Origin of the sequence: Planifilum fulgidum (assembly GCF_900113175.1) — a bacterium.
Taxonomy (GTDB): domain Bacteria; phylum Bacillota; class Bacilli; order Thermoactinomycetales; family DSM-44946; genus Planifilum; species Planifilum fulgidum.
Genome location: NZ_FOOK01000048.1, coordinates 1 through 14,725, shown reverse-complemented (window position 1 = coordinate 14,725; position 14,725 = coordinate 1). Strand labels below are relative to the sequence as shown.

The following is a 14,725-nucleotide window of genomic DNA, read 5'->3' as shown; positions in this document are numbered from 1 at the left end:
TCCGAACGAATTCCGTACAAATAACCGATCAAAAGCATTTTGAACAGCATGACCGGATCGATGCAAGGACGCCCATTATCTTGACAATACAAGGGGCGGCATTTTTCCGCGATAAACGAAAAGTCGATGGTTTCATTGATTTTTCTAAGCAAGTGATCTTGGGGAACAAGGTCTTCTATGTTGACTGTTTCGGGTTGAAATTCCCTGGATGGGTTCGTCCTGAACATATAAAAACCTTCCTTCGGAATTGTTTTATTCCGAATTCAACAAAAAAGGCTGTTGACCCTTCTTTGTCAACAGCCTCAGACCGGGAGAAATTCCCGGTCTTTTGCTTTTCTCGGTCCTCCTGCGGGTGACACCTGTTTTTGCCTATTCATCTGAATTGATTAGGTATTCCGCAATCTTCTTCCACCAGTCAAAAATATTTGTTCAGTCTCTTCACCAGCCTGTCAATCCTTCGAAGCACTTTAATAGTACCCGAAAGCGATAATCAACATCAAAAAGAACACGGGCATAATTAACATGACCAGTTGAAATATTAATGTTCCGTATTCAAATTGCATCATCAATCACCTTTCTCTCAAGAAAAGGACTTATCCTTTTGTTCCATCCTTTCACTTGTTTTTGTCGTGTTCCGTTTTTCCTTCTAGGGAGATTATCGCTTTCTGCTTGGCAAGGGAAGATGCTGAACAATGATATAGATGACCCCAAAAATCACCACGAGGCCGACAACTGCTCTCAGAAACCCCCATTAATCCGAACGGCGCTTCCTTGGCGTGCCATTCCTTATATATTGCAATGGTCATTGTATCGAGGATAAAAATCAGTACCAGAAAGAAGACCTCAATGAGAAATACGAACAGGCCAACATTTGTGTCCCACACATACTCCACAAAAATGGTGCACAAGATGGTCAATATCAACATCTGAATTTACGACGTGTCCGCCGCATCCTGTTTTCCACTCCCTATGCAAGCCGGTTAACCAGATGCAATTTCCCGGCTCCATCGACCCGTCAGCCACAACACGGTTCACGGCCTTTATGCGAAAGTGGGCAACCGACCATCTCCGCAGAAGTCCTCTGGTGAAGCTGCTTTGAGGCAGTTGCGCTGTTTGGCCACAGGTTGATCCGACCCTTCCTGACCCCTGTGGTGTCCGCAATAACAGATTAATGCTCCCCAACAATATTTTAATTCCTACGGCCTCGTCAGCGCATCACCCTTAGCGGTTTCGCATAGAACTTTTGGCCTACCAGGGGCGCGTCGAAAGATTCGCCGTCCGGGCACGTTCAAACCCAATGGCCGCCTGGCCAGCCCCTGTCGTCGCATCTCGAACAGATCATTGGAACCCTTCAACGGACGTTTCGCCCTTTGCAGCCGGCATCCGCCGCCCCCCATGCGCCCGCTTGACGGAGTGTTTCCGCACTTCGGGGAAAAAACCTGCGCCTCCGTCAGACCGGCTCATCCCGCGTTTCTCCCTTTGGGGCGCGGGATCAATACTTCAAAAATCGGGGCCGTCACCATTCGCAAAACCCGCCATACAAAAATTGAATCCGCTTACAAAATGTCCGTAAACCCTTGTCGCGCCGGGCCTGCGGGGTGATGATGAAATTGAAGCAATCGCCCGGGGAGGGAAGTGGAGATGAAACCGACGCGTTCGAAGTCGTCCGGTGTATGGGAATTTTTCCAGGGGCTCGGCAAGACCTTCATGCTGCCGGTCGCCCTGCTGGCTTTTATGGGTCTCATGCTGGGGGTGGGAAGCGCCTTTTCGGGATCCGCCACGATCGAAGCTTTCCCCTGGCTGGGAAATCCGGTCTTGCAGGTCTTCTTCAGATTCATCGCGACCATCGGCGGTTTTGCGTTTTCTTACCTGCCCGTCCTTTTCGCGATGGCCATTCCCCTCGGCTTGGCCCGCCATGAGAAGGGCGTCGCCGCCTTTTCCGGCTTTGTCGGCTATATCGTCATGCATCTGTCCATCAACTTCTACCTGACCGAAACCGGCCGATTGGCGCCGGAGGAAGCCATGCGACAGGCCGGCCAGGGGATGGTCATGGGGATTCAGACCTTCGAGATGGGGGTGCTCGGCGGCATCATCGCCGGGATCATCGTCCACTTCCTCCATCGAAGATTCCATGCGGTTCAATTGCCCGACGCCTTCGCGTTCTTCAGCGGCGCCCGCTTTGTCCCGATCATCACCGCCCTGGTGATGTCCGTCGTCGGGATTGCGATGCCGCTGATCTGGCCGCTGTTTGCCTGGACGATCGGCGGAATCGGGTCTCTGATTCAGAAAGCGGGAGCCGCCGGTCCCTTCCTGTTCGGCGCCGGCGAACGGCTGCTGCTTCCCTTCGGCCTGCACCACATTCTGGTCGCCCTGATCCGCTTCACGGAGGCGGGCGGCACGGCCGTCGTCTGCGGCGAAACGGTGTCCGGAGCCCTCAACATCTTTTACAAGGAGCTCTCCTGTCCCGAAGTGACCCATTTCAGCGTCCAGGCCACCCAATTCCTGTCCCAGGGAAAAATGCCCACCTTCCTGTTCGGACTGCCCGCCGTCGCCTTGGCGATTTATCACACGGCCCATCCGGAAAACCGCAAAAAAATCCGCGGGCTTCTGATCTCCGGCGTGGTGGCGTCGGTGGTGGCCGGCATCACCGAACCGATTGAATTTCTCTTCCTGTTTGTCGCCCCCGTTCTGTACCTCATTCACGCCGCCTTGACGGGCCTGGGATTCATGACGATGGGACTGTTGGGCGTCACCATCGGAAACACGGACGGAAACATCATCGATTTCATCGTCTTCGGCCTGCTGCAGGGATGGAAAACCAAGTGGTACCTGGTGCCGATCGTCGGCGCGGTCTGGTTTGTTGTGTACTACGCGATCTTCCGCTTCGCCATCGTCCGGTTCGACCTGAAGACGCCCGGCCGGGAGAAGAAGGGCCCGTCCGGAGAAAAAGAGGACTCTCCGGAAACGGGAAAAACGATCGACTACAACGCCCGGAAGGTGCTGGAGGCGTTGGGAGGGGCCGACAACATCCTCTCCCTTGACAACTGCATCACCCGCCTCCGGCTGGTCGTCAAGGACATGAAACCCATCGACGAAGAAGCCCTGAAGGCCAACGGGGCCATCGGCGTCGTAAAGCTGGACGAGACCAACCTGCAGGTGGTGGTGGGGCCGCAGGTCGGCCTCCTGAAGAACCGACTGGAAAAACTGATCGAGCAGCAGCAAAGGACATCGGACCATGAAGCATAATTTCGACCGGGTGATCGACCGCCGAGGAACCCACTGCACCCAATGGGATTACGTGGAAGACCGGTTCGGGGTGCCCGATCTGCTTCCCTTCACCATATCGGACATGGATATTCCGTCGCCGCCGTCCATCCTCAAGGCTCTGGAAAGCCGGGTGAAACACGGAATCTTCGGGTACACCCGATGGAACCACCGGGAATTCAAAGGGGCCGTCCGCCGCTGGTTTGCCCGGCGGTTTTCCGCAGACATCGACGAAGATTGGATCGTTTACAGTCCTTCGGTCATCTATGCCTGTTCCAAGCTGATCGAGATGCTGAGCGAGGAAGGGGACCACATCGTGGTGCAGACGCCCGCCTACGATGCCTTTCGTCCCATGGTGAAGGCCCTCCGGCGGCGGTGGGTCCCCAATGAACTCAAATATGAAAAGGGCCGGTACGGGATCGATTTTGCGGATTTGGAGAAAAAGCTCGCCCATCCGAAGGCCAAAATCCTGCTGTGGTGCAGTCCCCACAACCCGACGGGAAGGGTCTGGCGGAGATGGGAGCTGGAAGAGATGATCCGGCTCTGCCGGAAACACCGGGTGTTCGTCATATCCGACGAGATCCACATGGACATCGTCTACGCCCCCTTTCGCCACATCCCCGTCACACAGGCGGCCGCAGGCCACCTCGAAGGGGTCTTCCTCTGCACCTCGGCTTCGAAAACCTTCAACACCCCCGGACTGGGCGGCTCCTATGCGATTCTTCCGAATCCCGACATCCGCCGCCGCTTTTTGAAGGCCATGAAGGAGCGGGACGGTTTGTCCAGCGCCAGCATCCCGGGAATCCTGGCGACGATCGAGGGATACAACCACGCCGAGGATTGGGTGGATTCCCTGGTGGAGTATCTTTATGGCAACATGGAAACCGTCTCCTCCTTTTTAAGGCGTCATTTGCCGGAATTTCAATTTTCCATGCCGGAAGCCACTTATCTGGCCTGGATCGACGCATCCCGCGCCCCCTTCACGGAAGAGGCGTTGCAGGAAGCCCTGATCCGCCGGGGAAAAGTGGCGATCATGCCCGGAAGCGTGTACGGAGCGAACACTTCTTCCTTTTTGCGCATGAATGTCGGCTGCCCCCGCTCCAAAGTGCTTGAGGGATTGAAACGGATGAAAACGGCGGTGGATCAGCTGCGCCGACATCCCGGCGTCTAAAGCTCCGCCGCCGATCCGCTGCCGGCGGGAAGTCCGCCGGCCTTTTATTTTTTCATGGTATACTATACAAGGATCATCATCGGGGAGCGGGAACGCGGATGAGGCATTTGTTGAAACGGTGGATGCCGGAGCGGCAAAACCTGAGTCCCCTGGAACAGCGGGTGCTGGACTACCTGTTTGATCATCCCGAGCGGGTCATCCGCTGCAAGGCGGAGGATCTGGCCAAAACCCTGTTCGTCTCGACGGCCACCATCAGCCGGACATGTCAGGCCCTCGGGTTTCGGGGATTTCAGGAACTGAAATACGCCCTGCAGCAGGAACTCCAGAGGGATCCCGGCGGAAGCGAAGCCCCGGCGTCCTTTCCCCTGCAACAACACGTGGACCGGTTTCGCCGGGACTTCGAAGAGACCATCCGCCGCCTGGATTATGAAAAAATCCGGCAAGCGGCCGAACTCATCCATGAAAGTCCGAGAATTGAGTTCTTCGGGGTGGGCAACTCCCTGTTCCCCTGTCTGGAAGCGGCCAAAAAACTGACCTTTGCCGGCAAATGGTGCAACGCCCGGACCGATTGGGACGACCTGGAGGTGACCGCCCAGTCGATGTCCGGGACCGACCTGGCATTTCTGGTCTCCTACAGCGGCGAAACGCGGAGCATTCTGCATTTTGCCCGCACGCTGAAGGCGAATCGCGTCAAGATGATCAGCCTCACGGGCCCCCATCCCAACCGCTTGGAGAAGATGGCGGACATCGCCCTGAAGGGGCACATGACGGACTGCTGTTTCGGCAACCTGGATCTCTGTTCCCGGTTTCCCATGAACCTTTTGCTGGATTTGGTGATCATCGAATATATTCGCCGGTGGAAAACCCCTTCACAATCCGGCGAACCATAACCTTTCCGTTTCCGGAGGGGAAAGACTTGCATGATTGTCTCAAAAATTTTTTCCATTCCTTTCTTTCCTGTTATTCCCGAACTTTGTAAACTGGTGTATATTGGACTTGATACGACGCAGATAAAGGAGTGATTTATTTGAACCCGTTAGAATTAAAAGAAGTCGGGGAAATCATCCGCAAGGTGCGGAAGGAACGAGGGCTCCGCCTGGAAGACTTGGCGGACGATCAGATCTCCCCGGCCACCATCAGCAATATTGAACGGGGAGTCCCCCACGTTCGCCCCGACAAAGTGACCTACCTGCTCAAGAAACTGGATATCCCCTTGGACAAGCTGCCGGAGATCATCAACGGCGAACAACGCGAGCTGGAAGATCTCCGCCTGCGCCTTTTGATTGTCGAAACCCTTTCGGACGTCGGCCAAAACGATGAGGCACTGGAACAGCTCGAATCCCTGGGAATCGAAGACAGCCACCTGCTCGCACCTGCCGCCTATTTCCTCCGTGGAAAAATCCTCTTCCGCAAAAAGAAATGGCGCCAGGCGGAACGCGCCTTCACCAACGGCATCCGTCTCTCCGAACACCATCCCCACGGCGACCGTTCCAACATGTTGTCCACCTGCTATCTCATGCTCGGATTGTGCAGCTATCATCAGAACAACCTGGAGAAAGCATTGGAATACACGGAAAACGGCATCAACACCTTCCATCCCGATGGGGAAAGACCGTATACCATCTACACGCTGCTCCGCAACAAAGCCATTTATTTGGAACGGATGGGACGGGTGGTGGAAGGGCTGAAGGTGGTCGAACAGGTCTGGGAGGATCTGCCGAAAATCCCGCAGATGGAAACCTGTTTGAGTCTGTACTGGTTGAAGGCGGAATTGCTCCGCCGCAGCGGCGTCCTGGACGACGCGATGGAAGTGTGCATGGAAGGGTTACATATCGCCCGCATCAACAAGGAATACGGCAGTTTGTTCGATTTGTGGATGGTTTTGGGGAGCATCTACATGGAGAAAGGCGAATGGGAAAAAGCCGAAGCCTGTTTCCGGCTGACCATGGGAATCCGAAGCGATGAAATCCGGGAGGATCGCATTGCCGCCACGTACACCCAACTTGGATTGTTGTACATGCATCAGAAAAAATGGGAAGAATCCAAAAAATTCCTCTCCAAAGCGATCCAATGCGGCGAAGAGGGAAACGACGTTCGGTACCTGATCGCCGCCCTGATATCCATGGGCGATTTCTACCGCATCCAGGACCGCATCGACGATGCCATCCCCTTATACCGCCGGGTGACTGAACTCAGTAAAAAATTTAACTTCAGGGAAAGGGAATATGAGGCTTGGTACCGGCTCGCCCAGTGTTATGAAAAGAAAGACGAGAAGGAATTTCAACGGTGCACGGTAAATATGTATAAAGTGCAGGAACATGTCCATGAACAGCGTGGGAGGTGGCTTCAGTGAAGAAGATTTGTGCGCTGTTGGTGTTTGCCTTCGCCCTTTCGGTGGCAATCTGGTCAAACGGTGCATGGTCCACCGACGCACTGGTGGCCGACAGCACCCTGCAAAGCGGAAACGCCGGACCGGAAAGCGCCTTCCCGGGTCCGACAAGTGCCTTCCCGGGTCCGACAAGCGCCTTCCCGGGTCCGACAAGTGCCTTCCCGGGTCCGACAAGCGCCTTCCCGGGTCCGACAAGCGCCTTCCCGGGTCCGGTCTGATGCCTCGCCCCCTGAACAGCTGCCCTGTTCAGGGGCTTTTTGTTTTTCCTTGTCTCTCCCATCCGCCCGACATGCATATAAAAACCATTTAATCAAAATACTGTAACAAGCACAGCATCCATTGGAGGTATATTGATGAATCTTACGAGGCTTTGGGCGGGATTAACTCTGGTCTTCGTCGTATCTTTCGCCATCTTGGGGTATTACGGAGGGGAGATTTACCAGACGATGCCCCCCGTGCCCAAGCGGGTCATCACCTCCGATGGCGAGGTTTTGTTTACTGAGAAGGAGATCAAGGACGGACAAAATGTTTGGCAGTCCATCGGCGGACAGGAAGTGGGAACCATCTGGGGGCACGGAGCGTATGTAGCGCCGGATTGGAACGCCGACTGGCTGCACCGGGAAGCGATGTGGATCCTCAACAAATATGCGAAGGAGCAGTTCGGAAAGGCCTATGATGTGCTGGACGAAGAAAGGCAAGCGATGCTGCGTGCCCGTTTGAAAAAGGAAATCCGGACCAACACCTATCAGGAGGAGACGGGAGATCTGGTCCTCTCACCGATCCGGGCGGAGGCCGTCAAGGCGATCAGCCGACATTATGCCGGGTTGTTCGGAAGCGACCCCAAACTGGATGAACTGCGCGACCAATACGCCATCCCCCAGAACACGATCAAAGATCCTGAGCGGATGAAGGCCCTGAACGCCTTTTTCTTCTGGACAACCTGGGCCTGCGCGACCAATCGTCCCGGCGAGAACATCACCTACACCAACAACTGGCCCCACGAGCCGTTGATCGGCAATGTGGCCACCGGGACCATGGTGATTTGGTCCGTGGTCAGCTTTGTTCTGCTGCTGGCCGGGATCGGGGCCCTCGCCTGGTATTACGCCAAACAACAACACACCGAGTTGGAGGATAGTTTTCCCGAAAAGGACCCCCTGCTGGCCTTGTCTCCCACCCCCTCCATGAAGGCGACCCTGAAGTATTTCTGGGTGGTCGCCGCCTTGTGGGTGATTCAGGTCGGTCTGGGCGCGGTCACCGCCCATTATCAGGTGGAAGGGAGCGGTTTTTACGGCATTCCCCTCGCGGAATGGCTGCCCTACTCGGTGACGCGCACCTGGCACACCCAGCTGGGGATCTTCTGGATCGCCACCGCCTGGATCGCCGCCGGGCTGTTCGTGGCCCCCGCGGTCTCCGGCCGGGAACCGAAATACCAGCGCTTTTTCGTCAACCTGCTCTTTGTCTGCCTGCTCATCATCGTGGTCGGCTCCTTGACGGGCCAGTGGATCGGAGTCCATCAGCGCCTCGGCCTGAAGACCAACTTCTGGTTTGGGCACCAGGGCTATGAATATACGGATCTGGGACGATTCTGGCAGCTATTCCTGACGGTGGGGCTTTTCCTCTGGCTGTTCCTGATGGCCCGGGCCATTTGGCCCGCACTCAGGGAAAAGAAGGACGACAGGCATCTGCTCATCCTGTTCCTGATCGCCTCCACCGCCATCCCCGTATTTTACATTCCGGCACTCCTCTGGGGACAGCATACGCACCTGGCCATCGCCGAATACTGGCGCTGGTGGGTGGTTCACCTGTGGGTGGAAGGATTTTTTGAGGTCTTCGCCACGGTGGTCATCGCCTTCCTGTTCACGCGGATGGGATTGCTGCGGATCTCGACGGCCACCACCTCGGTTCTGTTTTCGACGATCGTCTTTTTGTTCGGCGGGATCATCGGCACCTTCCATCACCTGTACTTCAGCGGCACTCCGATCGGCGTGCTGGCCTTCGGCGCCACCTTCAGCGCGCTGGAGGTGGTTCCCTTGGTGCTGATTGGCTTTGAGGCCTATGAGAATTTGACCCTGTCCCGCGCCCGTCCCTGGGTGCAGGCATACAAGTGGCCGATTTACTACTTTATCGCCGTGGCCTTCTGGAATCTGGTGGGAGCAGGCCTGTTCGGGTTCTTCATCAACCCCCCGATCGCCCTTTACTACATGCAGGGCCTCAATACCACCTCCGTGCACGGGCACACGGCGCTGTTCGGAGTTTACGGCATGTTGGGCCTGGGACTCATCCTGGGACTCATGCTGTTCTGCCTGCGGGGGCTCACCCGTCGCCGCATGTGGAAAACCAGGGCCCTCGCCTTCTCCTTCTGGGCGATCAATATCGGTCTGGCCCTGATGGTGCTGCTCAGCCTCCTGCCCATCGGGTTGATGCAGACCTGGGCGAGTGTGGAACACGGCACCTGGTACGCCCGTTCGGCGGAATTCATGTCGCGGGGGATCATCGACACCTTTGTTTGGCTCAGAACCATCGGCGACACTATTTTCGCCGTCGGAGCGCTGGTTCTCGGCTGGTTCATCCTCGGCCTGAAGACCGGCTGGTCCTTCACCGATGAAGAACTGCCCTACGCCCGGGACGGCGGGAGCCCCGTCAAATAAGCCTCTCCTTCCCTGCCGGAGAGAAGGAATTTGTCCTCCGCCATCTGTTGGCACACACTCGCCTCCTCGACAACCTCGCCTTCGCTCTTAAGGGATCATCCGCCTCATCGCCCAAAGGCCTTCCGGTCGGTTGGCGGCGGATGATCCCCCCGTCTATATGGCATCCAAAAATTGATTTCATTTTGTGTCATCAATTTTTATATTTATTCATTTCTGCTGGAAGCGCTTACCCCCTTGTCATACCTCGACAACCCCCGAATCTTACCCCAAATTCGCCGGGAGACCCCATGGAATAAACAATCTTTTATATGAATAAAAATTATATTTCCTCTTGTTTCATCAGCCGTTTCATGATAAACTTTACTTACTTTCCTCAACCATTTTTCGATACCTCTCACATTTTATGGTTCCCCACGATTCTTTCCCCCTGTCCGAACCGCCAGACCGCCGGCACATGGAGCGCGCAGAAGGCTCCCTTTCACTCCCCCGGAAGGTCCGCGTTCCGCCGCCCCGTGGAAAGCTCGGAACCCCGCGCGAAGCGGATCGCCGCGGAACCCGCCATCGGGGGGAAAATCGTGCAGAACGATCATCGACGTCATGGAGGTGAATCCCGACAATGACTGGTTGCAAAAGGCTCTCCGACCTCGGCCGTTTTCGCAACCTGTTGAAGGAGGAACACGACAGCTGCGGGATTGTCGCCGTCATCGAAAAGGACGGAAATCCCCGGCGCGACAACCTCCTGGATGCCATCGACGCGCTGGTCAAAATGGAGCATCGATCCGGCTTCATCAACGGCGAGGGAGACGGATGCGGCATCCTGACCGACATCCCCCGCGGCCTTTGGGAACGGAAACTGGCCGATGCGGGACTTCCTCCCGAAAAGGCCCGCAGCGACCGTTTTGTGGTCGGCCACCTGTTCATCCCGAAACGGGGCGACACCGCCGCGATTCAGAATGTTATTCGCGGAAAATTCAAACAAGGCGGACTTGCCATATTGGTGGAAGAAATGGATCGGGTAAACAGCCATGTCCTCGGCAAAAACGGCCGGGCCGACGAGCCCCATTTCTGGCAGATCGCCCTGGAAGCCGACGCAAGCGACGGACTTCCCGCCCGGCTGTTCGAGCTGGTGGTGGACATCGAATCAAGACTGCCGGTCCAAGCGGCTTCCCTCAGCAATCGCACGGCGGTCTACAAGGTGATGGGTGCAGCCAGTCTGCTGACTCGGTACTTCCATGACCTGGCCCGCCCGGAGTTTCGGACGGCGGTCACCATCGGCCACAACCGGTATTCGACCAACACCCTCTCCAACTTCTTCCGGGTTCAACCTTTCTCCCTCCTGGGACACAACGGCGAAATCAACACCATTCGCAAGCTGCGGGACGAGGCCCGGATGATCGGCGCCCCCCTGGCGGAGGACAGCAGCGATTCCCAGGATCTGAACCGCGTCGTGGAAACGCTGATCCACCGCTACGGCTTTTCGCTGTTTGAAGCGATCGAAATGGTGTTCCCGCCGATCCTTCACGAGCTGAAACAGCTTCCGGACGAACTGAAGGACCTCTATTCCTACTACCGGCAGGTTTGGGGACCCTTCGCCCAGGGACCCGCCGCCATCGTCTCCCGCTACGGGGACGAGTGCGCCTTCAGCGTGGATGCGCTGGGACTCAGACCCCTGTGGATGCTGGAGAGCGAGCGGACCCTCATCTTCTCCTCCGAGCAGGGAATCCTGCCCGTCCATCGCATGGTGAGCGAGCCGAAGCCCCTGGCCCCGGGGGAAACGGTGGGGGTCCAGCTGAAGCCCCGGGCCGTCGTTCTGGCCCACCACCAGTTGCAGAGGCTGGTCCTGGAGCGGGCCAAAAGGAGGGCGGACTTCCGGGAATACCGGGCATATCTTTCCGTCCCCGCGGCGCCCACGGCCGTTTCCCGAACCGGGGTGGAAGCGGCGACCAACGCGGAATACGCCGCCTTCGGCTGGGACCGGGAACACATCCAGCTGGTGGAGCAGATGGCCGACACCGGCAGCGACCCGATCCGCTCCCTCGGTTACGACGGCCCGTTGGCCGCGCTGTCCCATGTGCGGCAAAACATTTCCGATTTCATCAAGGAGAGCGTGGCGGTGGTCACCAATCCCGCCATCGACCGGGAGCGGGAGATGGAGCATTTCTCCACCCGAGTGATTCTGGGAGGCCGGCCGCCGCTGTGCGGACCGGATTCCACCCCCCTCCGCCTGGAACTTCCTTCGCCGATCCTCGCCGAAGGCGCTTTGGGCATCCAGGTGAGAAAGGCGCACGACACCCTCACGCTGGAAGAGGTGGTTTCCCTCTTCGATGAAAAGGGATTGGTGGAACGGCTCTCCCTCACCTGTCCCCGTGCATCCTCCATTCCGGATTCGCTGGACCGGTTGGCCAAACAGGCGGTCCGGGCCGTCCGGAGCGGCAAAACGCTCCTCTTGCTGGACGACGCCGATTGCCATCGGAACGACCGGCTCTTCCTCGACCCCCACCTGGCCGTCTCCAGGGTGGATTTGGGCTTGAAGGAGGCGCCCGTTCCGGAATCGGAGCAGAACCTGCGCCGGCGGGCGAGCATCCTTCTCCGATCGGCGGCGATCCGCAGCCTGCACGATGTGGCCGTGGCCGTGGGACTGGGCGCCGACCTGGTGGCTCCCCGTCTGATGTTCGCCATCTTGGCGGAAAAGGAAGAGAAAGCGGCGCCGCTTCTTTATGAAGCCCTCAACAAGGGCCTGGAAAAGGTGATCTCCACCATCGGGATCCACGAACTGCGCGGCTACGCCCGGCTTTTCTCCTCCATCGGCCTGAGCCCGGAGGTGGCCGGCGTGCTGGACATCGTCAATTTCTGCGGATCGGGGCGCGGGGGAACCTCCTGGGAGGATCTGAAGGCGGACGCCGAGGCCCGGTACAAGGATTTCTCCGACGCGAAGGCAAAGCCCGTGCGCACCTTCCACCTGTGGCCCCGCATCTGGAAATCGATCGGGCAAGTGGCCTCCGGAGACATCGAATACCGGGAGTTTGCCGACAAGCTGGAGGGCATTGAAAGGGAAAACCCGATCTCCCTCCGCCATGTGGCCGACCTGAACCTGGAGGCGGCCCGGGAGCGGGTCGGTCCCCCCGTGGACCCCGGCGAGGTGGACATCGGTGTAGGGGATCACAGCCTGCCCCTGGTGATCAGCTCCATGTCCTTCGGTTCCCAGAACGAAGTGGCCTTCCGCGCCTACGCCGAAGCGGCGGAACGACTCAACATGGTCAGCCTGAACGGGGAAGGCGGGGAAATCAAGGACATGCTCGGCAAATACCCGCGCACCCGGGGACATCAAATCGCCTCCGGCCGGTTCGGCGTCAACGTGGAACTGGCCAACTCGGCCCTCCTTCTGGAAATCAAGATCGGCCAGGGCGCCAAGCCGGGGGAAGGGGGACATCTGCCCGGGAAAAAGGTGTCGGCCAAGGTGGCGGCGGCGCGGAACGCCAGCCCCGGGGTGGATTTGATCTCTCCCTCCAACAACCACGACATCTATTCGATCGAAGACCTGGCCCAGATCATCACGGAACTGAAAACCGCCAACAAATACGCCAAAGTGATCGTCAAGGTGCCGGTGGTGCCCAACATCGGAACCATCTCCGTCGGAATCGCCAAGGCGGGGGCGGACATCATCACCCTGTCCGGCTTTGACGGTGGCACCGGCGCGGCCCGGATCCACGCCCTCCAACACGTGGGTCTGCCGGTGGAAATCGGGGTGAAGGCCGCCCATGCCGCCCTCGTCGAGGCGGGCATCCGCCACCAGGTGGAGCTGTGGGCCGACGGCGGACTGAAGAGCGGGCTGGACGTCATCAAAATGGTGCTCCTCGGCGCCGACCGGGTGGGCTTCGGAACCCTGGCCATGCTGGCCATCGGCTGCACCACCTGCAGGGGGTGCCACCTGGACACCTGTCACGTCGGGATCGCCACCCAGATTGAAACCGTGGAGGAGGCCCAGGAGCACGGCTTGAAGCGCTTCGTGCCACGGCGGTTTGACGTCGCCGTCGACGGACTCGTCCGCCTTTTCACCGCCTTCGGGGAGGAAATCCGGCGGCTGACGGGACAGCTCGGATTCCGTCGGCTTCAGGACATGGTGGGCCGCTCCGACCTGCTGGTGCAGACCCGGGCCTTGGATCGCCTCGATCTGACCGATCTCCTGCGGCCGGTGCCTGAAACGTGGAAGGAGCAGGCAGATGCCGCGGAACCCGCCGCAGTCCGGAGCAAGGTGCCCGTCGCGGCCGGTTACGGGGCGGAGGCGGACCGGATCGAATCGATCGCCTTCGACCGTCCCGTTTTGAAAACCTTCCGCAACGTGGGCTGTTCCGAGCGGGTGCTCGTCAGCAGCGTCTCCGGCGCCCGGGTGCGGAACCGGCTGGACGGCAGCTATCACCGGCTGCCCGAAGTGCACCTCACCTTCGAGGAGGGATCCGTTCCCGGCAACGGCCTGGCCGCCTTCAACGCCGAAGGGGTTCACGTGGTGGTGAAGGGAGGAGCCCAGGACGGCGTCGGAAAAACCGCCTTCGGAGGGAAGGTGTCGGTTCTGAAATCGCCGGGCGCTTCCGGCAAATGGATCAACGGTTCCGTCGGAAAAGGCTTCTGCTACGGGGCGCAGAAAGGATTGTTCATCGTCCAGGGCAACGCCGATTCCCGCACCGGCATCCGCCTCTCCGGAGCCGATGTGATCATCGCCGGCGAGCCGGCCGAACCCCTTCGCGACGATCTGGGCATGATCGCCAACCGGGCCAACATCAAGGGCTTTGCCTTCGAGTACATGACCGCCGGCCGCGCCGTCGTCCTCGGCGATCCGGGCCCCTGGATCTGTTCCGGCATGACAGGGGGCCGGGTCTACCTGCGGCTCATCCCGGAAATGGGGTTGGACGAAGCCGCCCTGATGCGGCGCATCGCCAGAGGAGCCAAAGTCCACCTGGAACCCCTGGATGATCAAGGAATACAGGATCTGCGGGAACTGCTGGGCGCCTATCAGCGGGAACTTCTCTCCTCCGGCCAGGTCCGGGAGGCGGAGAAGATCGAGGGACTGATGAACCGTCCGGACCGTTTCTTCCTGATGGTCATCCCTGACAGGGTCCAGTCCGATCCCTCCATCTCCACCGAATAAACCAACTCCCCCCTGCCGTGGTCAAGCCCCAAAAATGTAGACACGTAAAAACACCCGGCTTATGCGGCGTGCTGACGCCTGTATTCTACAGGCGTCAGCTTGTTTAATTT

The 14,725-nt window shown here is 58.4% G+C and carries 7 protein-coding genes; 6 read left to right on the top strand and 1 reads right to left on the bottom strand.

Annotation, left to right across the window (positions count from 1 at the left end; translation table 11 throughout):
• Positions 1-227: transposase (locus tag BM063_RS16485; protein ID WP_177199166.1), on the bottom strand; the 227-nt coding region annotated here is incomplete at its 3' end.
• Positions 228-1,641: 1,414 nt separating this feature from the next.
• Between BM063_RS16485 and malX the strand changes: the two genes are divergently transcribed.
• From malX to BM063_RS16440, 6 genes are all read left to right on the top strand, one after another.
• Positions 1,642-3,246, top strand: a complete 1,605-nt coding sequence (gene malX / locus BM063_RS16475; RefSeq protein ID WP_092041638.1) for a maltose/glucose-specific PTS transporter subunit IIBC — start codon at positions 1,642-1,644, stop codon at positions 3,244-3,246.
• Positions 3,236-4,435 carry a MalY/PatB family protein gene (locus BM063_RS16470; protein WP_092041635.1) on the top strand — a complete coding sequence of 400 codons (1,200 nt, stop codon included), beginning with the start codon at positions 3,236-3,238 and terminating at the stop codon, positions 4,433-4,435. The genes malX and BM063_RS16470 overlap by 11 nt, the downstream gene beginning before the upstream one ends.
• Before the next feature lie 98 nt (positions 4,436-4,533).
• Positions 4,534-5,325 carry a MurR/RpiR family transcriptional regulator gene (locus tag BM063_RS16465; RefSeq protein WP_245752331.1) on the top strand — a complete coding sequence of 264 codons (792 nt, stop codon included), beginning with the start codon at positions 4,534-4,536 and terminating at the stop codon, positions 5,323-5,325.
• 137 nt (positions 5,326-5,462) lie between these two features.
• Positions 5,463-6,788, top strand: coding sequence for a helix-turn-helix domain-containing protein (locus BM063_RS16460; RefSeq protein WP_177199246.1), 1,326 nt, complete (start codon positions 5,463-5,465; stop codon positions 6,786-6,788).
• A 389-nt stretch (positions 6,789-7,177) separates the two neighbouring features.
• On the top strand, positions 7,178-9,472 hold the full coding sequence (locus tag BM063_RS16450) for a nitric-oxide reductase large subunit (protein ID WP_092041628.1): 2,295 nt from the start codon (positions 7,178-7,180) through the stop codon (positions 9,470-9,472).
• A 616-nt stretch (positions 9,473-10,088) separates the two neighbouring features.
• Positions 10,089-14,615 carry a glutamate synthase-related protein gene (locus tag BM063_RS16440; RefSeq protein ID WP_092041623.1) on the top strand — a complete coding sequence of 1,509 codons (4,527 nt, stop codon included), beginning with the start codon at positions 10,089-10,091 and terminating at the stop codon, positions 14,613-14,615.
• Positions 14,616-14,725 lie beyond the last annotated feature (110 nt).